We start from the raw sequence: 23,705 nt of genomic DNA, 5'->3' as shown, positions 1-23,705 counted from the left end.
AGAAGGATGGTCCCTTCCTTGAGGGGACAAAAAAGATGTCGACTGAGCCTGACAGGGCCTTGGCGGCATTGGTCTTTTCCTCCGGCGGTTATGATAAATTAGTATATTGAAAAATCCTTTCATGGTACGACTTAATTAAATTTCTGCCGCTGCTTTTTGCTTGGTACAATGCAATGTCTGCCTTGTTTAAAACAGTATCGCAACTTTCATATTCACTGAAATCGTAAACTCCCCCGCTAATAGTAACGTGCAATTGCACATAATCCCATTTTAAACCTTCAATGTATTTCCGTATATTTTCAGTCCGATTAAAGGCGACTTCAAGTTTGGTATCCGGCATAAGAATTAAAAATTCCTCTCCACCTATTCTGCCGATAAAATCAGTGTTGCGAAAATGCTCTCTAATTGATGCGCTTATTTTGGTTAGAACCAGATCTCCTACTTTATGTCCATATGTATCGTTGATTTTTTTGAAGTGATCAATATCCATCATGACAATGGATATTCCTTTTTGTTGACGGTCTCTTTCTATGAGGCCTGACAACAACTTAATAATATGTCGCCTGTTATATAACCCTGTTAAATCATCGGTTATGGAAGCCTGATATAAAACATCATTTGATTTTTTAAGTTTTTCCTGAGCAAACCTTAGTTTGTCAATAGTCCTGTGATACTCCTTCATGATTTTAATGATCATGATGAACATGATAAAGCTAATTAGAACCAAAGAGACCGCTTTATCAATAAATACCGCCGTTTCTGAATGATATTTAATTATCAAATCCGGATAATAAAATTCAATGATTAACAAGGTGATTAATACAACTATTTGAATGCCCAATATTAATTTATATCTAAGCTTGTTCAGCAAAATCGCAGATAAGCCGGTAATAAAAAGATAGAAAAATGGAACGGAGCTAGACAGGCCTCCATTATATATCCATAATAGTGGTATAAAGATTAAAGTAAGCAAAAATAACGCACCATATGCCGGTAAAATATATTTTTTCTTAAAGTAAGCTAAATAAAAAAAGTAAAGTGTCAGTAATCCCATAAACAAAGTAGCTAATGTTGGGACAATCCCCGCATCTAAAAGATAATTACCTATTGCAGAAGTAAAAGAAAATAGCATTCCTACCAATGAAGTAATAATCAGTATTCTTGATTCCAAAGATAATTCTGATACGGTTCTTTTTATATTATTTTTTACATTCTTCATTGCGCTTTCCTTACCTTTTTCTATCTATTGCGATATGTTGCCGCTAATCATCATTCAGCCCTTTGGCTTTTGCACCAGGATTTCCACCGGGTTATTAACCGCTTGCGTTTCTGCGGGCAGTTTATTGCCCAAAATTTCTTTCATTTCGTGACCTGATAACCTTACCGGAGTATCGGCATCCGCGATAAATATCAGTGACATGATTATTCTTGCCCATTCAACGGGATCATTTTTGATAAATTGCACCATTTCTTCTTTACTCAACTGTGATACATCCCCTATTTAAGGAAATCATAAATAAAGTTTTTATGAGTGTCAACCGAAACCTTAATTCTGTGCAATTATAAAATAGAAAAGTGGGGTCAGACATGACTTTTTGACATTTAATAAGTCAAAAGATCAGGCCTGACCCTACTGAACATGAAAAAGGGACAGTCAAACGGCTATTCCAATTCACTGAAAATATTCTCAAATACTTTGTTGCCAAATTTTTCGTATAATCTTGCCGCCATTTGATAGCAGTAATTGTCATCTCGTTCTGAAATAATGAGTATGTTCATTGTGCTTGCTTCCAAAACCAATGAATACACAACCCGTATGCCAAGATCCCTATACTTGATTTTAAAGAAGCCCGTTAAATTATTACCACCTTTGTGACCAAGCGGCTTACCATAGCCATTGGGGTGTGGGAAAGGATTTCTGCTTACTTTTTTAATACCTGCTAATATTTGTTTTTGTGTTGCCTTGTCATAATCTTTCATTGACTTTTTTGCTTCTTGGGAAAATTTAATTGTCCACATCACTCAAGTACCACGGTATCTTCAAGCTCATCAATATCCTGCTCGGTTATTTCAAGTTCTGTTAATACATCATGAATGGAGTATGCTTCTTGTGGGTTATATCCTTCGGCTACCCTTTTTGCCTCTTTTAATAGGCGGCTCTCTTCAATGCGTTCAAGTAAACTTTCCATCTTTTTTGCTTTGCCGACAATTTCAGTATATTCCTCCAGGGAAAGCAGCACTGCTGCAGGTTGATTATTTTTTAGGATGATATACTCACTCCGATTTTTCTTTATATCGTCAAAGATTTTTGCCGTTTTGCCTTTGCTAAAATCCGAAACGGATACCAAACGATCAATTAATTTCAGAATATTGTCATTTATGGTCATACTATTTCCTGCCTTCATGATGATCTCTCCCTGTATGTTATTCATCTTACCTTTATATTATACTAGGGAAGGACAAAGGATGATACAATAATTTACCTAAAAATTCTTAGGTAAATTATTAGACAGAAAAACATGATAAAACAATTTAGTTAACTTTTTGGGGGGAGGAGTATGAAGAGTTGCCACCTGATTTTGATACCAATGTTTTCGGGGCATCAACAAAAGAGGCAAACCTCCCCCTATCATGGCCTTTTCCACAAATTTTAGCAGGGATTTCCTTGGTTTTGTAGAATAAATCTCTATTTTAATATGTGAGACTTTGTAGAAAATATATCGATATTAAAATCACTGGGAAGAAATTATTTTTCGGTCAGCTTATAATTATCAACTATCTTTTCATTCAAATAACTCTATTGAATGTTTAAGCTTGATGGAGGTGAAATACAATGAGGGCACAAAAAAAAGCAGTTTTAGTTAAAAAAAGAAGTCAATTATTTAAAGAAAACTATATAAATGAAGTCAGAGGGTATTTAAAACAGAAATTTGGTTTTAAACCTCATGATGTGGAAAAAATGATAAATAAATTTGAAAATCTTATGAAAAAAGATTCTACATTTGTATTTCACTATGATTCGCATTATTGGGCCCAATTTATTGCAGAGAGTGTAAATGTAGACACTAAAAATAGAATTTTAGTATAAAATGATAATAACTAAAACCTCGTTTATCGGGGCTTTTTTTACATGTAAAGTTGTTTAAGTCTGAGGATGGTTAGAAAAGATACACTTTTGGGGGTTTTGAGAAGTAAATATGCAACATAAAGCGTTGAACAGTGTTTTTTTAGGGGGGAGCAGCAGCAACGGTGGGCGCCGGTATTTTGGAATTTATCAAGGTCAGGCTTGACTTTTTAACTTATGTAAGTTTTAAAAGTCAAGCTTGGCCTCAATGATTATTTTCTGAACCTTGAACTAGAATGTGTTTACATGTACTTTTCCTTAAATTCCGAAATTGTCATTATTTCAGGCCTCTCAATATCAATAACAGTAAAATCTTTATCGCCAGTGATAAATACATCCACATCTGCAATTATTGCGGAGGCCAATATCGGATAATCCTTTTTATCCCTTATTTTTGGGTATATTTCTGGGTCAATTTCTGTTGGTGTAAAGGCAATTTCAAAACTCAATTTACGCATAAACCTATCAAGAGCAGCTTTTCTGTTCGGAAATTTCAGTGCTACAACCAATTGCAGTTCCTCGATTATTTGACTGCTAAGTACAATATTGAACTCATCAGCGATTCTCTTTGTTAGTTCAGAGAGATGCGTGCCTCCAAATAGTCCGGCTGAGATCAGAATATTAGTATCAAGCATTACCCTCATAACGCTCCTCCCAAATCTGCTGTCTGACCTTTTTCACAAGGTCAACAACATCTTGTTCGGTATTTATGTCAGCTTTTTCTGCTTGTCCGGTCATTTCTTTTTGGAATTCTTCAAAGGCAAGCCTGTTTGAATTTAATAGAATGATATTGTTATCCTTTTCAATAAAAACAACCTTGTCGCCTTCTTTAAGGCCAAGTCTTTTGCGGATTTCTATCGGAATTGTAATTTGCCCCTTGGAAGAAATTCTAGCAATATCCATATCCATACCTACTTTCTTTACATTCTTTACTTTATTATATTCAAGTACTTTAAAAAAATCAATCCGACTTGTAAATTTGTGTAAATATGGGGGGCCCGGATTGGCTTTTACAAACTTATATAAAGGCAAAAAGTCAAGATCCTTAATGGCTGAAAGAATTTGTAGTCATAAAGCCTTTGAAGCTGATAAGGGCCTTTGGGCGTAATATTCTTATTAAAATATTCTACTCGTTACAGTTAGGTGAAATGGTATAACTTGAGATTGGAGATATAGATTGTAATAGCTGCTAATCCATTGGCAAGGCAAACAACATGCTTTTTGGATGAAAATATTACGTATATCAAAAAGTAAGAAAGGATATTTAATTATGCCGGAATATTTATTGATAATTATTATTTACATGTTTTCAGTAGCAATCCTTGCCCTTGTCATGAAAATCTTTTTTGGAAAGATAATTGACAAAATGATGGAACTTTCTAAAATGATAGCCACATTTTTAAGTAATCATATCAAAAATAAAAGATCAGTTTATATTATTGAAATTATATTTTTTTTGTTATCGGTAGTAAATGTATACATTTCTTTCAGAGTAAATACAAATTTAAAAATGATTGTATTAATTATTTCTGTTTTTATAATCTTTATTTTTGGAGAGCTGATTTTTATTCTACGGAATAGAGAAGAGTCGTTTTCGTCTATAATTGACAAGCTTTTTGCAATATATAAAAAGTATAAGAATTTATATAGTGTTAAAAGATTAGTATTATTATTTAAACAAGGTTACAGCTTATATTTTATGTTTATTGTATTGGTAGTAATATTTCAGATTGCCGTAATACCAGATTTACCAGCAGTTTTTTATTTTTATTTATTTTTTACATTACCTATTGCAGTCAATATATGGATTTATTTTGTATATGGAAGGAAAAAACGTAATACTCTTGATATAGATATGAGAAGAGTGATATGTTATATTACTGTTTTCATAATATTATTCTGTGATGGTAGAGCTAAGTTTTTTGATTATATTGATGATGGTGTATTAAGTACTTCTGTATCTACTTTAATGGTGAGTATCGACACAGTACTGTTTTTAGGAATAGATAGGTTTTTAAAAATAATAATAGATGATTTTGAGAGATACCATTCGGTATAACCTCAGTATACTCTGCCTACACGAGACAATTTCCACTCAAAAGTGCGCCGGTAATGAGGGTATTCAAGGGTAAGAGTTAGTATTTTATTACCGTGGGATCAAGACAGACCCCTCTATGACCTAAAAATAATCAAATTGCTGAGGTAGGCAGGAATTTATTATCCAATTGCAGAAGTATTTTTCCGATGATTTGCATCAGAGAACGCGTTGTGTCGCAATCGGGATCAGTGGAGTGAATGATGAATCAAAGAAGAAAAGAAATTATCAATGCCTTGGATCATGTGGTGATGCTGGGGTTTGCCGGGCTGTTTTTTCTCTCCCCTTTTGTTGATAGAATGTTTTTTGGGGTGGAGCAGGGGCGGGCGCCGGCTTTTATTTTGGGTTTGTCTCTGATTAGTCTGGGCGGGAAAGTATGGCGCGGAGAAAAGGATTTTTTGCAGAAACCCCTGGATTATTTGGTGCTGGCCTTTTTTGTCCTTTATGGGGCCGCTGTTTTTTGGGCGGCAGACACAACCTTGGCCCGGGAAGAAGCGGGAAAGGCTTTTAGCTATTTCCTGGTTTATTGGCTCACTTACCAGCTGGCGCAAAAGGGAAAGGGCGTCTCTTTGGTGCTGAACGCCATTTATTTTTCCGGAGTGGCCGTGGCTTTGACCGGTATGGCCGGGGCGGCGGGCCTGGTGCCTCTGGAGGGGGGATTTGTCAATGAGCGGATTTCTTCCACTTTTGGCTATCCCAATGCTTTGGCGGCCTTTCTGGGGACCCTGGTGATCCTGGGCATCTATTTATTTGAAGATGGGGGACCGGCGGCAGGGTTTGTTGGCTGGCGCTGGCTGTGCTATTTCTACGTGGCCGGGAATTATGTGCTGATGACCGTGTTTTTCGCGTCCGGGTCCCGGGGAGCTTTTTTGCTCCTGCCGGCTGTGGCGTTTTTGTTTTTTCTGGGATTGCCGGGAGGCAGAGGCCTGGCCGGAGCGGGCCACTTTGTGGTGGTTCTTTTGGCCGCCCTGGCGGCCAACTACCGGATCATGGCCTATTTTCGCGCGAGTGACCTGTCCTCTTTAGCCCTTTGGCTGGGTTTCGGTTTGGTCTGCGCTCTTCTGGGGCAGGCGGTGCTGCAGGCGGCGAGCCGGTGGGGCAAAAAGGGAAAATATGTCTATCCGGTGTTCTTCTTTATTTTCGCCCTCGTGGTGGGATACGGCGGGCTGCAGGTGAAAAATTATCCTGTGCCGGTAAAAGTGATTCCCGAGCACATCGTGGCCCGGATGCAGAAGATAGACCTGGATCAGTCCTCGGTGCAGGCCCGTTTTACCTTGTGGAAGGACGCCTTGCGCATCGTCAGGGATCATCCTGTCTTGGGCCTGGGGGGAGGGGCTTTTGAGGTGATTTATCCGGCGTACAAGGAGAACCCCAGTATCCGGGGCCAGGTGCACAACCATTACCTGAAGGTGTGGACGGAGACAGGGAGCGTGGGCCTGGCGATTTTCGGCGGGATCTGGCTTCTTTATTTTTATCTGGTGTGCCGGATCTATGGACAAAAGCAGGAGGGGGAAAAAAGAGCTTTGGTTTGGGCCCTGTTTTGCGCCTCCGTAATGCTGGGCAGCCATGGAGCCATTGATTATGATTTGTCCTTTCAGGCTTTGAGCATGGTTTTATTTTGTTTTTTCGGCATGGTGCGGGGCATGGCGCCATTGACTGTCAGAATTTAGGATAGACAGGGTCGGAGCAAAATGGTATTCTTTAATAAATTGAGTAGTACAGGGTGGCGGTGAAGCATTGCAAAATCTGGCATTATTTAAAGATATCCACTCGGACCTGAAGACGGTGGAGAAAGAAATAAATAGATACATTGGGGCTGAGGAACCGGTTTTGACGAAGGCCTCCGGCCATTTGCTCCGGGCGGGGGGGAAGCGGATTCGCCCCGCTTTTGCCCTGCTGGCGGGGAAATTTTATCATTACGACCTGGAAAAGCTGATCCCCCTGGCGGTAGCCCTGGAAGTGATCCATATGGCCAGTTTGGTCCATGATGATGTGGTGGATGCTTCCGTGACCCGGCGGGGACGGCCGACGGTGAAATCCAAATGGGGCAACCGGATTTCTCTCCATACGGGAGATTTTTTATTGGGCCGGTCTTTGGTGCTCATCTCTCAATATGAGGATCAGAGGATCTCTCGGGTGCTGTCCCGGGTTTCCGTGGAAATGTGCCAGGGAGAGATTCAGCAGATCTCCGCTTCCTTTGACGCGGACCAGCGATTCCGGGATTATCTTTACCGGATCAAACGGAAAACGGCTCTTTTGATTTCGGCCAGCTGCGAGCTGGGGGCGGTGGCCACCGGGGCGCCGGAGGGATTGACCCGGGCGCTCACCCGGTACGGGTATCATTTGGGCATGGCCTTTCAGATCACCGATGATATTCTGGACCTGGTATCCAATGAGAAGGTTCTGGGCAAACCGGTGGGAGGAGACTTGCGCCAGGGGATTATTACCCTGCCCGTGATTTATGCCCTGGAGCATACCCGGGAAAAAGAGCGTTTGAGAGAACTGGTGACCCGGCAGGATAAATCGGCAGAGGAAGTCAAGGAAACGATCCGCTTGATCAAGGAATCGGGGGCCATTGATTACGCTTTTGAGATTTCCCAAAAGTATTTGGAAAAGGCGAAGAAGGAACTGGAAAAGCTCCCTGATGTGAAAACGAAAAAGACCTTTGCCCGCATCGCCAAGTATATCGGCGAGAGGCAATATTAAAGGGCAGGGGACGAATGGTGAAATTGACAATGATTGGCGGAGAATATAAAATAGATGAGAAAACTTGGGCAGGATGAAGCCTGAGAGTTCCTTTTTTTAGGAGGATTCTTAAAAAATGTTTATCGTTTCCGTAGGATTGAATGATAAAACGGCCCCGGTGGAGGTGCGGGAAAAGATCGTCTTTCCTGCCCCCGGCCTGGCCGGTGCTTTACAATCATTGAAAGCCCGGGCGGGCATCGAAGGATGTGTGATCCTCTCTACGTGCAACCGGAGCGAAATTTATGTGGCGACCACGGATGCGGAGAAAGGCCTGGCCCAGGTGAAGGATTTTATCCGGGCCTATTCCGGATTGTCCTTCAAGGATATGGATGATTATTTTTATGTCCGTACCATCTATGAGGCGGTCCGGCATTTGTTTAAGGTGGCGGCGGGGCTGGATTCCATGGTTTTGGGGGAAACCCAGATTCTGGGCCAGGTCCGGGAGGCTTACCAGGCCGCCTTTGATTGCGGCGTCACCAATACGGTGCTGAATATGTTTTTCCAGCAGGCCCTCACCGTCGGCAAAAAGGTGCGCACGGAAACGGAAATCGACCGGCATGCGGTGTCCATCAGCTATGCGGCGGTGGAGGCGGCCAAGCAGCAGCTGGGCGATTTGAACGGCAAGAATGTTTTGGTGGTGGGCGCGGGAGAGATGAGCGAGCTGACGGTGCGCCACATGGTGTCCCATGGGGCGGTGCACGTCACCGTGGCCAACCGTTCTTTTGACCGGGGGGAGGAACTGGCCGCTTTGTTTTCCGGCCGGGCCGTTCCCTTTGCTGAGCTGGACAGCTGTCTCAGGCAGGCGGATATTGTGATCAGCGCCACCTCGGCCCAGGAATATATCATCCGATCCTGTCAGGTGCAGGAAATCCTGGCTTCCCGGGGAGAGCGGCGCCTTTTTATGGTGGATATTGCCGTGCCGAGAGATGTGGAGCCGGCAGTAGGCCGCATCCCGGGGGTGACCTTGCTGGATATCGACGATCTCCGGCATGTGGTGGACCGGAACCTGGAGGAAAGAAAACAGGCGGCGGTGAAAGCGGCTGCTTTGATCGATCAAGAGATTGAGGAATTTTTCAAATATTTGGGGACCCGTTTTATGGTGCCCACGATTCAGGCTTTTAAGAGAAAATTGGAGGCCATTCGGGATCACGAGGTGGAGCAGGCGCTCCGTCACCTGGGACAGCTTTCGGATAAGGAGATCAAGACGGTACACTGTATGGCCAATTCTATGATCAATCATATCATGCATGACCCGGTGGTGAACCTGAAAGGGTACGGGGTCACCAACCAGGGGCATTTGTATGCGGAAATTTTTCAAAATTTATTTAATCTGAAGGTGGAAGGACAGGAGGGCAAGGGAGGATAACATGAGAGAAATTGTCATCGGCACCCGGGACAGTGCGCTGGCGCTTTGGCAGACCCAATGGGTGGAAAATGAGCTGAAGAGATTTTGGCCGGAGTACCGGTTCCGGATTGTCGATATTAAAACCAAGGGGGATAAAATTCTGGACGTGGCCCTGGCCAAGATCGGGGACAAGGGCTTGTTCACGAAGGAATTGGAAATAGCGATGCTGGACGGGCAGGCGGACCTGGCCGTGCACAGTATGAAGGATGTGCCCACGAAACTGCCGGACGGATTGATGATTGGCGCGGTATGCCGGCGGGAAGATCCGGGGGATGTGGTGATTTCCCATAAGGGGTACCGGCTGGCCGATCTGCCCCGGGGGGCCAAGGTGGGTACCAGCAGCCTGCGCCGGCGGGCCCAGCTCTTGAAGTACCGGCCGGATTTGTCTTTGCATGACCTGCGGGGCAACGTGCACACCCGCCTGGCCAAGATGGAGCGGGAGGATTTCGACGCCATTATTCTTGCCGCGGCAGGGGTAAAGCGCATGGGATGGGCGGACAAGATTACGGAATATATTCCCTATGAGGTGTGCCTGCCCGCGGTGGGCCAGGGCTCCATCGGCATTGAGTGCCGGCGGGACGATGAGGAACTGTTAAAAATGATCGGTATGGTCAATGATGCCGATGCTTATGACGCCATTATGGGAGAAAGGGCCTTCTTACGGAAGCTGGAAGGGGGATGCCAGATCCCCATCGGTTCCCTGGGGCAGATCCGGGGCAGCCAAATAGAACTTCACGGCCTGGTAGCAAGCTTGGACGGCCGCGTCGTCCTCCGCTCTTCCCTTACGGGAGACCGGAAGCAGGCCGGCCAACTGGGGGCGGAACTGGCGGAGATACTGATCCGTCAGGGCGCGGAGCAGATCCTGGAAGAGGTGAGAAAAACGGTGCATTAGGGGACCGGGAAACCGGTACCCGGATACCGATTTTACATAAAAGGAGGTTAAGATGATGTTCTATCCCATTACCAGACTGCGCAGGCTGCGCAATTGCGAAACGATACGGGCGATGGTGCGGGAAAACCATTTGTCCATTGATGATTTGATTTACCCCCTCTTTGCCATTTACGGGCGGAATGTGAAGAACCCGGTCGCGTCTATGCCCGGGGTTTTCCAGCTGTCTGTGGACAATGTGGTGAAAGAGTGTGGGGAGGTGGTGCACCTGGGCCTGAAGTCGGTGCTGCTCTTTGGCATTCCGGAAACAAAGGATGAGGCAGCATCCGGGGCCTATGACCCGGACGGCATTGTCCAGCAGGCCATCCGGGCCATCAAGAAGGAGTTTCCCGGCTTATACGTGATCACCGATGTCTGTTTGTGCGAATATACCAGCCACGGCCATTGCGGTATGATCAGCGGGGACACGGTGCTGAATGACCCGACCTTGAATTACCTGGCGGATACCGCCCTCTCCCATGCCGTGGCCGGGGCCGATATGGTGGCTCCCTCGGATATGATGGACGGCCGGGTGGGCGCGATCCGCACGAAACTGGATCAGCACGGGTTCAGCCATATTCCCATCATGGCCTATTCGGCAAAATTTGCTTCCGCCTTCTATGGGCCCTTCCGGGACGTGGCGGAGTCCGCGCCCCAATTCGGGGACAGAAAGGCCTATCAGATGGATCCGGCCAACGGGGATGAAGCGGTGCGGGAGACGGCCCTGGATATTGAAGAGGGGGCCGACATTGTGATGGTGAAACCGGGCTTGCCTTATCTGGACCTGGTGCGGCGCATTAAGGACGAGTTTCATTACCCCACCGCGGTCTATAATGTGAGCGGAGAATATAGCATGGTCAAGGCAGCGGCCCTGAACGGCTGGATCGACGAGAAGAGAATTGTCATGGAAGCCCTCCTGGGCATGAAACGGGCCGGGGCCGATCTGATTATTACCTATCATGCCAAGGACGCCGCCCGGTGGATGGGGGAAAAAGCGTGATAGTATCCTGGAACACCACCAATCAATGCAATATGTACTGCGATCACTGCTACCGGGATGCGGGCGCCAAGGCGGCGGACGAGCTGTCCACGGCGGAAGGCAAGGCTTTGCTGGAGGAAATCAAGCAGGCCGGGTTTAAGATCATGATCTTTTCCGGCGGGGAGCCCCTGCTCAGGCCGGATATTTTCCAGCTGGCGGAGCATGCCGTGAAACTGGGGCTGAGGACGGTCTTTGGCACCAACGGCACTTTGATCGACCGTGATACCGCCCGGCGTTTAAAAGAGCTGGGTGTGATGGGGATGGGGATTTCCCTGGACAGCATGGATGGGGAAAAGCACGACCGGCTGCGCAAGATGAAAGGGGCCTGGACCGGGGCGGTGGAAGGGATGAAGCAGTGCCGGGACGCGGGACTGCCTTTTCAGATCCATACCACGGTGATGGATTGGAATCAGGAGGAGATCCTGGATATTACGGATTTTGCCGTGCGCATGGGGGCGGTGGCGCACCACCAGTTTTTTCTCGTGCCCACGGGCCGGGGGAAGGATCTGGCGGAGGAAGCCTTAAAGGTGGAGCAGTATGAAGAGCTGCTGGCCCGGCTGATGCGGAAGCAGCGGGAAGTCGCCATTGAGCTGAAGCCTACCTGTGCGCCCCAATTTATGCGCATTGCCAAACTGGACGGCCTGGACCTCAGGTTCAGCAGAGGCTGCTTGGCGGGAACCCATTATTGCATCATCAGCCCCAAGGGTCTGGTCCAGCCCTGCGCGTATCTGGATATGACCCTGGGAAACGTGCGGGAAACCCCGTTCAGTAAAATATGGGCGGAGCATGAGGTATTTCAGGCCCTGCGCACCTTGGACTATAAGGACGGCTGCGGCAGGTGCGCTTTTAAAGTGAAATGCGGCGGCTGCCGGGCAAGGGCCGCCATTTACCACGGGGGCGACTATATGGGGGAAGATCCCTGGTGTCTTTACCGGGCCGGGAACCGCTAGAGGGGGTTCCGCGCGGGGGATCAGGGAAGCGGTGCCAGGCTGCTTTGAAACTATATTATTTTGTGGGAGGGATCCGGCATGCATCAAGGCTATGCCAAATCCAAGGAGCTATTTGCGGAAGCGAAACAATATATTCCCGGCGGGGTGAACAGTCCGGTGCGGGCCTTCCGGTCCGTGGGGGGAGATCCCGTGTTTATTGCCCGGGGAGAAGGATCCAAGATTTATGATGTAGACGGCAATGGGTACATCGATTATGTCCAGTCCTGGGGCCCGCTGATTTTGGGGCATTGTCATCCCCGGGTGGTGGAAGCCCTTCAGGAATGTTTGACCAGGGGAACCAGTTTTGGGGCGCCCACGGAATTGGAAACAAAGATGGCCAAGCTGGTGATGAAGGCCCTGCCTTCCATGGAAATGGTGCGTATGGTCAATTCCGGCACGGAGGCCACCATGAGCGCCTTGCGCGTGGCCAGGGGCTACACCAAGCGGGATTTGATCGTCAAGTTTGAAGGGTGCTACCATGGTCACGCCGATCATCTTTTGATCAAAGCGGGATCCGGCGCTCTTACCATGGGTGTGCCCGACAGCCCCGGGGTACCGGCCAGCGTGGCGGTAAATACCATTACGGCGCCGTACAATGATATCGATACCCTGCGCAAAATCTTTGCCGAGAAAGGGACAAACATTGCCGCCGTGATTGTGGAGCCGGTAGTGGGGAATATGGGCTGTGTGCCGCCCCTGCCCGGATTCCTGCAGGATCTGAGCGGCCTGACCAAAGAGTACGGCGCCCTCTTGATCTGCGACGAGGTGATGACCGGGTTCCGGGTATCCTACAGCGGCGCCCAGGGCTATTACGGCATTGACCCGGATCTTACCTGCCTGGGCAAGGTGATCGGGGGAGGCCTGCCCGTAGGCGCATACGGGGGCAAGAGAGAGATTATGGAAATGGTGGCTCCGGCCGGGCCGGTATACCAGGCGGGGACCCTGTCCGGAAATCCTCTGGCCATGACGGCGGGGATCGTCAACCTGGAGATTTTGGCCCAGCCCGGGGTTTATGAGGAACTGGAAAGAAAATCTGCCCAATTAGCGGCAGGCATGAAAAAAGCGGCGGAGGAAGCCGGCGTGGCGTGCTGGTTTAACCGGGTGGGCGCCATGTTCTCCGGTTTCTTTACCCAGGTTCCGGTGGTGGACTACCGCACGGCCACGACTTCAGACACGAAAAAATATGCCGCCTGGTTTAAGAAGATGTTGGAGCTGGGTGTTTATTTCGCCCCCTCCCAATTTGAGGCAGGCTTTATGTCTCTCGTTCATTCTGATGCGGACATTGAGCAGACGGTGGACGCCGCGAAAATCGCCTATCAGCATGTTCAGTCTTTGTGCTAAAGAATTGAAAATGTTTTTTATGGAAAGTCAGTATATTTGTGATGGAGCGGTGAGATAATATGATTACACACTCACTTCTCCATTAAACCTCCTTGAACTGACAAGCCCAGCAGTGATTACTGCTGGGCTTGCAGTCGGTGCGGGGCAAAAAAACGTGAGAAGGAGCAAAGAGTCAGTGAAAAGATCATTTCAAGGAATTGAGCCGGATGTGAAAGATGCTTGTTTTGTCGCCCCGGATGCGAACCTGATCGGAGAGGTGCGTTTGGGCAAAGATGCTTCCGTTTGGTTTCATACCACTTTGCGCGGGGATGTTTCCGGCATTTTTGTGGGGGAAAGGACGAATATTCAGGATCACTGCCTGATTCACGGAGACAGAGGGGTGCCCACCATCATCGGGGATGATGTTTCGGTAGGGCACGGGGCCATCCTGCACGGGTGTACCATTGGAAACGGCTGTTTGATCGGTATGGGCAGCATTATTATGAGCCGGACGGAAATCGGCGACAATTGCATTATCGGGGCAGGGGCCTTGGTTACGGAAGATAAAAGGATCCCGTCCGGCTCGGTGGTGATGGGCGTGCCGGGGAAAGTGGTGAAAAGGATTACGGAAGAGCAGGTGGCCTCGATCCTGGACCGGGCGCAAGGCTATGTGGAACGGGGAAAAATATATGAGCAGGAAGATAAGCAGGGAAATAATAGAAACACCTCATATTAAATACGAGGTGTTTTTTCTTCAAGAATATAGATTCTTAAATTTTTGCTGCCAAAATTGATGGCCTGCTGGTGTGTTTCCATGAAGATATCAATCCGGTTTCCTTTGATGGCACTGCCGGTATCTTCGGCAATATAGATGCCCAAGCCTTCGATAAATACTTTGGTGCCCAGAGGAATGAGATTTGGGTCCACCGCAATGGTTTGCTTGGCCACCGCCTTGGTTCCGGATTTCGTGATACCGTCATTTTTGCTGCAACAATGGATGCAGGCATCGTATGCCGTTGCTGTTACCGTTACGGGACTGCCGATTTGAAAACCGGCTAAGGAGAAATAGGCCATAACGGCTTGTTCAGAGATCTGTTCTTGGGCAGCGACTGCCGGCAGTCAACAGCTCAGGAACAGTCCGGTAATGACAAACATTGTTGCAATGGACTTTTTCACGATTTTTATACCTCCTTTGCGAAAATATTTTTTGCCTCCGGAGGTCCTTTTAAACTAGAAAATGTTGGAAAACAAGTTGAAAAGTTACTTGACAATCCCTCTTATAACGGGGACAATTAACGGAGACGGTGAGACGACGGGTAGGAGCATGAGACTTTATTAAAAAGCCATGGAATATAGAGAAGGACATGAAATCATGAAAAAACGCATTGGGTTTATCTTGACCCTGATCATTATTTTAGCCGGCTTATTCGGCTGCGGGGAGAAAATCACTTTAGAAGACATGGAAACGGTCACCTATCACCAGGAAGAGGGAGGCTACTCCATTACCATTCCCAAAGCCTGGGAGAAGAAGACGGAAGACGCGGATTCCGTAAGTTTTGTGAGTAAGCAACCGGCCACATCCTTTAATCTGGTCTATGAGATCGGGGGGTATGACTACTATTCCCTGGATAAGCTGGCCGAAGAAGTTGTTTCCTCTTTGGGGAAGAAGATTGAGAATCTCAAAATCGTGGACCACTCCAAGAGCGGACCCGATACCACTGCCTTTCAGTTTGTGGCTCAGGGAATCATTCCGAAAGAGCAGGAGGTGCTGGTAAAGGGTGTGATCCTGGAGCCTTATACGGGAGTGCGCTATTACCTGCTGTTTACGGCAGGGATTAAGGATTACCGGACCCAGAACAGTTTGTTCGATGATATTGCCGGTTCCTTTAAGGTGAATAAGTCGGATAAGGAGCTGTACGAACAAATAACCGTGGCGCCTGAGGAACAAGAACAAGGTGAGTAAGAGAAATTTTAGAGGAGAAAATTAACGGCAAGAAATTACTTGATTTTTGTACATCCCTGTGTTATATTAGTTCTTGCGGATGCGGCGGTGGCGGAATTGGCAGACGCGCTAGATTCAGGTTCTAGTGGTGAACAGCCGTGGGGGTTCAAGTCCCTTCCGCCGCACCAAATAAGGATTTGAGAGCAGTTTAATCAGATGATGATTAGACTGCTTTTTTGTTATGTGCGCTAGATTCTTCCTAAAATCTAGCGGAGTAGTCTAGCGCCTCTAAAAAATGTCACATATCCCAACAGCAAATTAAAAAGTGACAGTATAAAGCATGGAATATATTATGCTGTAAAATATTGCGTTGAATATTACGAAAAATTAGGGTATAATAATAACAGCAATTCCATGGAGGTGTTAAGGATGCCGAATATTAAACCGGTGTCAGATTTAAGAAATTATAACGAAGTTCTCCGCTCCTGCCAAGTTGGAGAACCTGTTTTCTTAACAAAAAACGGAAGAGGTCGCTATGTTCTTTTGGATATGCAGGAATATGAAAAACAGCAGGCAGTTATAAAACTTTTATCCAAGCTTTCTGAGGCGGAAGGTGCAATTAAGACCGGAGAGGAATGGAAAACACTTGAAGATCTCAAAAATATTTTGGAGGTCTGAGCGTGAAATTTAAGATAAGAATTAACCCTGTGGCGATTTCTGATGTCCAGGAAATAAAAGTATATATTGCTGAGGACAGTCCTGAAGCAGCAAAAAAGATAGGAAACCTAATTTTTACCAAGATAGAAAAGTTAGCGGATTTCCCTAATATGGGAGCTTCTTTAAGCTCTAAGATCAATATTAAAACAGATTACCGCTATCTTGTATGTGGTGTTTATCTCATATTTTACAAGATTGAGGGCGAATTTATTTCCGTTAATCGTGTATTGAATGGAATGCGTGATTACTTATCTATTCTATTTTCAGATGCGCTAACAAAAGACTAATATAAAATTTATGCAAAGTCCGTCACAAGCAATGAGGTTCGCTCTCAAGGTTTTTTTGGAGTATCTAGTAGCATTTATGACGTGCTTTTTTAAAGAAAATAGCCGGAAATGCTTGGAATACGAGGGCTTGGGGGAATATTCAAAACAGGTTCTAGTGGTGAACAGCCGTAGGGGTTCAAGTCCCTTCCGCCGCACCAAAAATTTAATAATATCAAGGGTTCCGGCGATCTTGAAAAGCTGGGATCCTTTTTTATACGCACGATATTTTTGCTAAAATCTAGCGGATTAGTCTAGCGCCCTTGAAATTAGGAGGCGCATGAAAGATGAAAACAAATCCAAAAAATAAGAAAAGTCTTTCAAATTTTTTGCTTACGGATGACAAGAAATAAAATACCAAATTTATCATTGACATAAAGGCAAATTTATCTTATAAATATTGTATACAATCTATTAAATTGTATATGAATAATTAAATAATATATAATTGTTAGGAGTATTCATTATGCCCATAAATAAAAAGACTGAACCATTATATAACAGTGCCTATCTTCAAATTAAGAAAGATATTATGACAGGACGATACCAACCTGGAAAACGCTTGACAGACAAGGAACTGGCAGATCAATTAGGAATCAGCCGTACTCCTATAAGAGAAGCGCTGAAGCAGCTGATAAAAGAAGGTTTACTCAGTAACGAGCATAATAAAGGGGTTTCGGTATTTAGTCCTACTTTACAGGATATTGCTGAAATTTATGTTTTGCGCTCCTCGCTGGAGGGAATAGCCGCAGCTATATGTGCTGGTAATGAGCGCCGTAAGGATTATTTGTACTACATGATGGAACAGTTAGACATATCTCGGAAGGCAGAAGAGGCACAAGATATAAACCAGCTGGTGGAAAGTAATATGCATTTTCATGACTTGTTATTAAAAGGCAGTGAAAGCGAACGTCTAAGAAATTTGATAGAGCCCCTTAGGTCAAAAAGCATGTTAATGCGGTATTCTTCTCTAACCAATAAACAACACTCCAAAATATCAGTCATGGAACATGAGCAGATTTTTGAAATGGTTCGTCAGGGAGAAGTAGTAAAAGCTGAAAAATACACAAGAAAACATATTCTTTCTGCGGGTAACCGGTTGATAAAGCTTATTTATGAAGACGAATCCTACGGAAGAAATAACAGCGAATGGTCCATGCTGGCTAAAAATTATAGTAGCTATATAACATCGTTGCTTCAGGAGATAAAGATTGATCCATGAAAGGATGAGTATTTTTCATGAGTTATCTATTTCTGCGCAATCACATCTATGATACAGAGTTGATAAGAAGGGAATAAAAAAAATAACTAAAAAAAGGAGATTAGTATGGAAGCTATAGTGCTGAATGAAAAGGACAATGTCGCTACCGCTGTGGTTGACCTGGTTTCGGGACAAGAAGTGTCCGTAATAATGGTAGATGACGAAATCCAGCGGGTGAAAGTGGCACGCGATATTTCTTTGGGGCATAAATTCGCGCTTGCTACTATTTGCAAAGGTCAACCAATTGTCAAATACGGTGAAGTGATAGGGATTGCCACCGAGGACATCAAAACAGGCGGTTATGTGCATGTACATAATGTGGAAAGCCAGAGAGGCAGGGGGGATAGGCTATGATCAATTCTTTGCGTAAAACGTTTATGGGTTACCGGCGAAGTGATGGAAGTGTCGGTGTCAGAAATGAGGTTGCAGTCCTGGCAGCGATGGATAATATTAATCCCGTGGTACGCTCTATATGCAAATTGGCACCACGTGCGCTGCCCATTACCATGATTGCTGGTCGAGGGCAATTCGGCCAGGATAATGTGCAAACCCAAAGGACCATTATTGGATTGGGGAAAAACCCCAATCTGGCCGCAGTGCTGGTGGTAAGTCTGGAGCCGACTTCGGCCGGGCTGCTCGCCGGTGCTATTGCCGCCTGCGGTAAGCCGGTAAGAACTGTCACTGTTCAGGAATGCGGCGGCTCCCTAAATACTGCTTGTGCCGGGGCGAGGATTGCCGCGGAAATGCTGATTGATGCCTCCCAGCAGGTGAGAGAGGAATGCGATCTGAGCTCTTTGATGCTGGCCGTAGAATGCGGTGGTACCGATACGACTTCTGGCCTGGCTGCCAACCCCATTTTAGGCATGGTTGCTGACCAAGTGATTGAAGCCGGCGGCACAGTTTTAATTTCCGAGGTGTCGGAATTGCTGGGCGCGGAACATATTTTAGCTGCTCGGGCCGTAAATCCGAAGGTTGCAAAAAAGATATTGGACGTAATCAACAATGTGGAAGCGGAAGCAAAACGCCGAGGCGTAGATATTAGGGGAGCCAATCCCGTGCCGGATAATATCCGTGGCGGGATCACTACCTTGGAAGAAAAGTCCTTGGGCGGTATGGTGAAGGCCGGTACTAAGACGATCATGGATGTTTTAGACTATGCGGCTGCGCCGTCAGTCCCCGGTCTCTATATCATGGATACTCCGGCTCCGGCTTGCGAATCCTTAACTGGTTTGGCAGCTGCGGGATGCCAACTGTGTGTCTTTACCACCGGTGTGGGCAACAGTATCGGCCATCCGGTTCTTCCCTGTATTAAAATCACTGCTAATCCTAAAACAGTGGTTTATTTCGCCGATAATATCGATCTTTCTGTGGAAAAGGTATTGCGCGGCGAGGAGAGCATGACCGAGGCCGCTGCCCGGCTGTACGACGACATGCTGAAGGTTGCTTCCGGCAAGATGGTGAGAGCTGAGGTGTTAGAGCAAATAGAAAACGCAAACACCAAGATTCAGCCCACTGTGTAACGATGGGGTTAAAGATAGGGTTCCCCTAAAAGGAGGGGCCCTACTTAGATATATTAATGATATCAAGGAATGTCAAAGTGGGAGAGTTAAAGTCAATGGATCAGCAAAATGTGGCTTTAGATAGCTTGCGGCAATTAGTTTTAAAGTGCTGTTTAATTTCAGGAATCCCTGAAGAAGATGGGGAGATATTTACCGATTGTTTAATAGAGGCTGATTTAGCAGGTATTACGACTCACGGTGTGGATAGGCTGCCGGCTTATTTAGATAGAATAGAGTTAGGGGTTACGAAGGTTCCGACGACATTAACGGTTTTAAAAGAAAACAGTGCCAGTATTTATTTAGATGCAAATGATGGGTTAGGTCAGGTGGCTGCTTATAAGTCAGCAAAATTAGCGGCACAGAAAGCAAAGCAAAACGGCGTCGGAGCTGTAGTAGTAAAAAATAGCGGGCATTTTGGCAGAGCAGGTTATTTTACAGAACAAATTGCCAGGGAAGGCTTAATAGGATTTTGCTGTACGAATGCTTCGCCGCGCTTGGCTCCCTGGGGCGGCAAAAAGGCGTTATTGGGAAATAATCCTTGGTCCTTTGCTTTCCCAAGGGGTAAAAAGGCTCCTTGCGTAATTTTTGATATAGCAAATAGTGTGGTTGCAGCCGGTAAAATACGAGAAGCCGCTCACAAAAATGAGAAGATTCCTCAGAATTGGGCTTTGACGGAAGAAGGAAAGCCTACGGTAGATCCTGAGGAGGCATTAAAAGGGATTCTTTTACCCATGGCCGGTCATAAAGGATATGGTATTTCTTTATGGGTGGCGCTGCTCACAGGTGCATTAAGCGGTAGCGAATGGGATACCAACGTAACAAATATTTATGATTATTCTCGACCGCAAAAGGTTTCCCATACTTTTTTGGCCATTAACCCGGAAGCTTTTGCCGGAAGAGACAACTATATTAGGACTCTGGATCACATCTATCGTGAAATCAAAAATTCCCCATTGGCAGAAGGATTCAGAGAGGTTTATCTACCGGGTGAGATTGAAGCATTAAAAAGAGAAGGTCAAATTAAGGAAGGGGTGTCATTATCCCGAGGCACTTTGCAAAGGCTTGCTGATTTAGCAGCAAAACTCAAAATATCACTGCCTCAAGATTGGGTACAATTCATAAGAAAGGGATCATTGAACAAGACCATGTAATTGAGGCAAATTCTTCGGTTATTTATAAGCCTTATTTTGCCTAAACATGACTTGTTTCCCTTTAAATAGTAATATGTTATAATTTAGGTAATATCATCTATGCAATGCTTAAACCAAACTTGACACTGGAAAAGTGTACTTCTGAAATGAGGGATGTGTTAATTGACAACAAAAAGAATTTCCATTATACAACAGGCTGTCGATGTCTTGGATTGTTTCACGGGTGAGGATTCCAACCTAAGTCTGGCTGACCTTAATACGATGCTGGAATTTCCGAAGAGTACCATTCATCGAATCGTAATTTCTTTATTGGATGCAGGCGTTTTATATTATGATCAGAAAACACAACAGTATTCACTGGGGACTAAAGTTTTGAGATGGGGAGGCAGCCTTCTAAACCGATTAAAGATTCAGGATATAGTACGCTCGTACTTAGAATCCTTTCGAAATCAAACGGGTGAAACAGCTACCCTTACGGTGCTAGTTGGCCTAAAGCGGATGTATCTGGCTCAAGTTGAGAGTAATAGTGAGATACGAATGTCAGTAGAGTTAGGAAAACTGTTGCCTCTGCATGCTGGTGCAAATGGTAAAGTAATCCTGGCGTTTGCTGAACAGAGGTTATTCGATCAAGTTATTTCTGAACAGAGCCTGCCGAGTTTAACAGACACAACGATTACGGACAAAAATCAATTTAGGGAAGAGCTACAACGAATTAGAGAAGATGGGTTTGCTGTTAGCCTTGGTGAACGAGTTTACGATTCGGTATCGGTTGCGGCTCCCTTATTTTCGATAAGTGGTGAACTAGTAGGCTCTATTGGACTCTCGGGACCAGTTCATCGTTTTACAGCTGAAAAAGCCCGTGAATGGGGCCCGTTAATATCGAAGACAGCAAAAGAAATTTCACGGACTATGGTGTGGATCCCTGGTGAGCATCTACATTCAAGCTAGTGTCCCGATAGAATCCAGGTAGGGGGACAGAGCGATACCGGGATAACGCTCTTCCGGCATGTAATCTGAACGTTTATCAAAATTCCATAAAAAGTATGAGAAAGGTAGTCATTGACTGCCTTTTTTCATTTTTACGGGAAAAGATTAAATTTCTGTATGGTTATAAGTAGTTTATTCCCTTTGTTTTAAAATAACATTTAACAAGCTATTGTTTTTTTCAGAAATATATAAGAAAGAATGATTGAATCTATTAGCATTAAGTACTATAATAGAAACGAAGTAAGACGGCGTCTTAAAATATAGAAAGGAGAAATTTTATCATGAGTCATAAAGAAATCCTAGAAGATTTTGAAAAAAGAAAACAAAAGGCGTTAGGCATGGGTGGACCTGAAAAGCTTGCTAAGCGCAGTGAGCAAGGTATTATGAATGCCAGAGAAAGAATAGATTATCTTCTGGATCAGGGCACTTTTTTGGAGTCGGGGCTTTTTGCCACATCGATTCGCCCCGAATTGCGCGAGAAGAGTCCCTGTGACGGGAAAATAGCAGGATACGGGAAGGTCAACGGCCGGGAAGTAGCCTTCGTCGTTAACGATTTTACTGTCCTTGGCGCATCCAGCAGCACGACTAATTTGAAGAAAATGAAACACATGAAAAAAGTAGCGGCTGAACGTGGTATTCCCTTAATTTTACTGGGCGAATCAACAGGTTCCCGGATGCCGGACCGCATGGGATCTCAGGGACGGGCCACCATGGCGCAGGATCCCTATGAGTATCGGCGATTGCGGGAAAGCCCCTGGGTGTCTGCCTTATTAGGACCTTGTTATGGGTCATCTACATGGTATACTGCTCTTTCGGATTTTGCCGTGATGCGTAAAGGAGCGACCATGGCCGTGGCCAGCAGCCGGGTAACGTCTATTGCCATCAATCAGCCCGTTGACCCTGAAGAACTTGGCGGGTGGAGATTACATACCGAGACCACCGGATTGGTAGATATCGCCGTAGACACGGATGAAGAGGCTATTGATGTTATTAAAAAATACTTAGGTTACCTGCCCGGTCATGCCAACGAGGCACCCCCGGAATATCCGGTACCTGAAGGTTCCGGCGAAGATGCGGAAAAAATCTTGGACATATTACCGGAATCCAGAAATGCCGTATATGATGTACGGAACATCATCAAGTGTATTGTAGACAAAAATAGTCTGTTTGAATTAAAACCCAGATTCGGGAAATCCATTGTGACCGCTTTTGCTCGTTTAGATGGCAAGAGCATTGGCATTATTGCTAATAATCCCCAATTTTTGGCCGGCTCTATTGATACCGATGCCATGAGAAAGGCTACCAGCTTCCTCGTGCAATGTGACTCCTACAATATTCCCCTGGTCTTTATGGTCGACCAGCCCGGCTTCCTGATCGGTATCGCCGGGGAAAGACAAGGTGCGCCAGGAAAGATTATGAATTGGTGTAATGCCATTTCCCTGGTTACTGTGCCCAAGATGGTTGTGATCATGAGGAAAGACTACGGCCAAGCTTACTTGAATATGGGCGGCGGACAGAATTCACATGAAGTTATTCTATGGCCCAGTGCAGAATTGAGTTTTATGGATCCCAGCGTTGGGGTTAATATTTTACACGGAATTAGGGAAGAAGATGACCCTGAACGGTTTAAACAATTAAGAGATGAAATTGCAAGAGGTACTTCTGCTTACGAACTGGCAGCTTATTATGAAGGCCATAACATCATTGATCCCAGAGAAACGAGGCCTGTCTTGATTCGGACACTGGAAATTTATAGAAAGGGAAAAAACAAGGGAGTGGGCGAACACCTGCTGCGTAATTGGCCCACAAGCTATTAATAGCAAAAATATCGTGATATTTTTTACAATTACAGGAGGAGCTAAACATGGCAATTTTGGAAGTGAGAGCGGAGATTACGGGATTAGTTTCCGAGACTTTTTGTCAGGTGGGAGATCAGGTAAATGAAGACGATACCCTTTTGGAAGTGGAGTCGATGAAAATGCTCGTGCCTCTAATGGCACCTGAGAATGGGGTTGTTAAGGAGATATTGGTGAAACATGGAGAACGGTTAACAGCGGGAGACGTAGCAGTCATCCTTGAAGTTTAACAACCTAAATGAAGCTCTGGCCAATAGTCATAAG

At 45.6% G+C, this 23,705-nt stretch carries 27 protein-coding genes and 1 tRNA gene; 21 read left to right on the top strand and 7 right to left on the bottom strand.

The annotated features are described in order from the left end of the window. Window positions 1-88 precede the first annotated feature (88 nt). The 4 genes from DCMF_RS06525 to DCMF_RS06510 all read right to left on the bottom strand — a co-directional run bounded on the left by DCMF_RS06525 (window position 89) and on the right by DCMF_RS06510 (window position 2,405). Window positions 89-1,219 carry a GGDEF domain-containing protein gene (locus DCMF_RS06525; RefSeq protein ID WP_148133676.1) on the bottom strand — a complete coding sequence of 377 codons (1,131 nt, stop codon included), beginning with the start codon at window positions 1,217-1,219 and terminating at the stop codon, window positions 89-91. A gap of 54 nt (window positions 1,220-1,273) precedes the next feature. Then, window positions 1,274-1,483 (bottom strand): hypothetical protein, encoded by a 210-nt coding sequence (locus DCMF_RS06520; protein WP_148133675.1) that lies wholly within the window; start codon window positions 1,481-1,483, stop codon window positions 1,274-1,276. 179 nt (window positions 1,484-1,662) lie between these two features. Next, entirely contained in the window at window positions 1,663-1,980 is a 318-nt protein-coding gene (locus tag DCMF_RS06515; protein ID WP_236860206.1) for a type II toxin-antitoxin system RelE family toxin, read from the bottom strand. A 38-nt stretch (window positions 1,981-2,018) separates the two neighbouring features. Continuing rightward, window positions 2,019-2,405 (bottom strand): type II toxin-antitoxin system Phd/YefM family antitoxin, encoded by a 387-nt coding sequence (locus DCMF_RS06510; RefSeq protein ID WP_214659153.1) that lies wholly within the window; start codon window positions 2,403-2,405, stop codon window positions 2,019-2,021. 428 nt (window positions 2,406-2,833) lie between these two features. Between DCMF_RS06510 and DCMF_RS06505 the strand changes: the two genes are divergently transcribed. Next, entirely contained in the window at window positions 2,834-3,088 is a 255-nt protein-coding gene (locus tag DCMF_RS06505) for a hypothetical protein (protein WP_148133672.1), read from the top strand. 278 nt (window positions 3,089-3,366) lie between these two features. Here DCMF_RS06505 and DCMF_RS06500 read toward each other — a convergent pair whose 3' ends face one another. Together DCMF_RS06500 and DCMF_RS06495 are read right to left on the bottom strand one after the other, a co-directional pair. Next, the gene (locus tag DCMF_RS06500; RefSeq protein WP_148133671.1) at window positions 3,367-3,768 is read right to left on the bottom strand and encodes a putative toxin-antitoxin system toxin component, PIN family; all 402 of its coding nucleotides are present in this window, start codon (window positions 3,766-3,768) and stop codon (window positions 3,367-3,369) included. Continuing rightward, window positions 3,752-4,156 (bottom strand): AbrB/MazE/SpoVT family DNA-binding domain-containing protein, encoded by a 405-nt coding sequence (locus DCMF_RS06495; protein WP_236860205.1) that lies wholly within the window; start codon window positions 4,154-4,156, stop codon window positions 3,752-3,754. Before DCMF_RS06495 ends, DCMF_RS06500 begins: the two co-directional genes overlap by 17 nt. Before the next feature lie 238 nt (window positions 4,157-4,394). On the opposite strand from DCMF_RS06495, the gene DCMF_RS06490 reads away from it, so the two are divergent. The 9 genes from DCMF_RS06490 to DCMF_RS06450 all read left to right on the top strand — a co-directional run bounded on the left by DCMF_RS06490 (window position 4,395) and on the right by DCMF_RS06450 (window position 14,381). Further along, window positions 4,395-5,183 (top strand): hypothetical protein, encoded by a 789-nt coding sequence (locus DCMF_RS06490; RefSeq protein ID WP_148133670.1) that lies wholly within the window; start codon window positions 4,395-4,397, stop codon window positions 5,181-5,183. A gap of 236 nt (window positions 5,184-5,419) precedes the next feature. After that, complete coding sequence (locus DCMF_RS06485) at window positions 5,420-6,889, top strand: O-antigen ligase family protein (protein ID WP_148133669.1); 1,470 nt, start codon at window positions 5,420-5,422, stop codon at window positions 6,887-6,889. Between the two features lie 67 nt (window positions 6,890-6,956). Further along, window positions 6,957-7,925, top strand: a complete 969-nt coding sequence (locus tag DCMF_RS06480; RefSeq protein WP_148133668.1) for a polyprenyl synthetase family protein — start codon at window positions 6,957-6,959, stop codon at window positions 7,923-7,925. A gap of 115 nt (window positions 7,926-8,040) precedes the next feature. Beyond that, on the top strand, window positions 8,041-9,330 hold the full coding sequence (gene hemA, locus DCMF_RS06475) for a glutamyl-tRNA reductase (protein WP_148133667.1): 1,290 nt from the start codon (window positions 8,041-8,043) through the stop codon (window positions 9,328-9,330). A gap of 1 nt (window position 9,331) precedes the next feature. Continuing rightward, window positions 9,332-10,261, top strand: a complete 930-nt coding sequence (gene hemC / locus DCMF_RS06470) for a hydroxymethylbilane synthase (RefSeq protein WP_148133666.1) — start codon at window positions 9,332-9,334, stop codon at window positions 10,259-10,261. Between the two features lie 52 nt (window positions 10,262-10,313). Next, window positions 10,314-11,297 carry a porphobilinogen synthase gene (gene hemB / locus DCMF_RS06465; protein ID WP_148133665.1) on the top strand — a complete coding sequence of 328 codons (984 nt, stop codon included), beginning with the start codon at window positions 10,314-10,316 and terminating at the stop codon, window positions 11,295-11,297. Then, on the top strand, window positions 11,294-12,286 hold the full coding sequence (nirJ2, locus tag DCMF_RS06460; RefSeq protein WP_148133664.1) for a putative heme d1 biosynthesis radical SAM protein NirJ2: 993 nt from the start codon (window positions 11,294-11,296) through the stop codon (window positions 12,284-12,286). Before hemB ends, nirJ2 begins: the two co-directional genes overlap by 4 nt. A gap of 78 nt (window positions 12,287-12,364) precedes the next feature. Further along, on the top strand, window positions 12,365-13,666 hold the full coding sequence (gene hemL, locus DCMF_RS06455; RefSeq protein ID WP_148133663.1) for a glutamate-1-semialdehyde 2,1-aminomutase: 1,302 nt from the start codon (window positions 12,365-12,367) through the stop codon (window positions 13,664-13,666). A gap of 175 nt (window positions 13,667-13,841) precedes the next feature. Then, the gene (locus DCMF_RS06450; RefSeq protein ID WP_214659152.1) at window positions 13,842-14,381 is read left to right on the top strand and encodes a gamma carbonic anhydrase family protein; all 540 of its coding nucleotides are present in this window, start codon (window positions 13,842-13,844) and stop codon (window positions 14,379-14,381) included. Here the strand turns inward: DCMF_RS06450 and DCMF_RS06445 are convergent. Then, the gene (locus DCMF_RS06445; protein WP_148133662.1) at window positions 14,378-14,719 is read right to left on the bottom strand and encodes a 3D domain-containing protein; all 342 of its coding nucleotides are present in this window, start codon (window positions 14,717-14,719) and stop codon (window positions 14,378-14,380) included. The genes DCMF_RS06450 and DCMF_RS06445 overlap by 4 nt on opposite strands. 298 nt (window positions 14,720-15,017) lie before the next feature. On the opposite strand from DCMF_RS06445, the gene DCMF_RS06440 reads away from it, so the two are divergent. The 11 genes from DCMF_RS06440 (at window position 15,018) to DCMF_RS06390 (ending at window position 23,671) form a co-directional block, all read left to right on the top strand. Beyond that, window positions 15,018-15,608 (top strand): hypothetical protein, encoded by a 591-nt coding sequence (locus DCMF_RS06440; RefSeq protein ID WP_148133661.1) that lies wholly within the window; start codon window positions 15,018-15,020, stop codon window positions 15,606-15,608. 81 nt (window positions 15,609-15,689) lie between these two features. After that, window positions 15,690-15,775 (top strand) — tRNA-Leu (locus tag DCMF_RS06435). A 241-nt stretch (window positions 15,776-16,016) separates the two neighbouring features. Beyond that, a complete protein-coding gene (locus DCMF_RS06430; RefSeq protein ID WP_148133660.1) occupies window positions 16,017-16,265 on the top strand; it encodes a type II toxin-antitoxin system prevent-host-death family antitoxin in 249 nt (82 codons plus the stop codon). A gap of 2 nt (window positions 16,266-16,267) precedes the next feature. Next, on the top strand, window positions 16,268-16,591 hold the full coding sequence (locus tag DCMF_RS06425) for a type II toxin-antitoxin system RelE/ParE family toxin (RefSeq protein WP_148133659.1): 324 nt from the start codon (window positions 16,268-16,270) through the stop codon (window positions 16,589-16,591). Between the two features lie 502 nt (window positions 16,592-17,093). Continuing rightward, window positions 17,094-17,849, top strand: a complete 756-nt coding sequence (locus tag DCMF_RS06420; RefSeq protein ID WP_148133658.1) for a GntR family transcriptional regulator — start codon at window positions 17,094-17,096, stop codon at window positions 17,847-17,849. A gap of 105 nt (window positions 17,850-17,954) precedes the next feature. Further along, the gene (locus DCMF_RS06415) at window positions 17,955-18,242 is read left to right on the top strand and encodes a UxaA family hydrolase (protein WP_214659151.1); all 288 of its coding nucleotides are present in this window, start codon (window positions 17,955-17,957) and stop codon (window positions 18,240-18,242) included. Then, window positions 18,239-19,408, top strand: a complete 1,170-nt coding sequence (locus DCMF_RS06410) for a UxaA family hydrolase (RefSeq protein ID WP_148133656.1) — start codon at window positions 18,239-18,241, stop codon at window positions 19,406-19,408. The genes DCMF_RS06415 and DCMF_RS06410 overlap by 4 nt, the downstream gene beginning before the upstream one ends. 95 nt (window positions 19,409-19,503) lie before the next feature. Further along, window positions 19,504-20,598, top strand: a complete 1,095-nt coding sequence (locus DCMF_RS06405) for an Ldh family oxidoreductase (protein ID WP_214659150.1) — start codon at window positions 19,504-19,506, stop codon at window positions 20,596-20,598. A 162-nt stretch (window positions 20,599-20,760) separates the two neighbouring features. After that, window positions 20,761-21,546, top strand: a complete 786-nt coding sequence (locus tag DCMF_RS06400) for an IclR family transcriptional regulator (protein WP_148133654.1) — start codon at window positions 20,761-20,763, stop codon at window positions 21,544-21,546. 320 nt (window positions 21,547-21,866) lie between these two features. Beyond that, window positions 21,867-23,402, top strand: coding sequence for an acyl-CoA carboxylase subunit beta (locus tag DCMF_RS06395; protein WP_148133653.1), 1,536 nt, complete (start codon window positions 21,867-21,869; stop codon window positions 23,400-23,402). Between the two features lie 47 nt (window positions 23,403-23,449). Further along, a complete protein-coding gene (locus DCMF_RS06390) occupies window positions 23,450-23,671 on the top strand; it encodes an acyl-CoA carboxylase biotin carboxyl carrier protein subunit (protein ID WP_148133652.1) in 222 nt (73 codons plus the stop codon). Window positions 23,672-23,705 lie beyond the last annotated feature (34 nt).

It is taken from the genome of Candidatus Formimonas warabiya, from assembly GCF_002777255.1.
GTDB lineage: Bacteria > Bacillota > Dehalobacteriia > Dehalobacteriales > Dehalobacteriaceae > Formimonas > Formimonas warabiya.
This window is presented reverse-complemented; position numbering and strand designations above follow the sequence as displayed.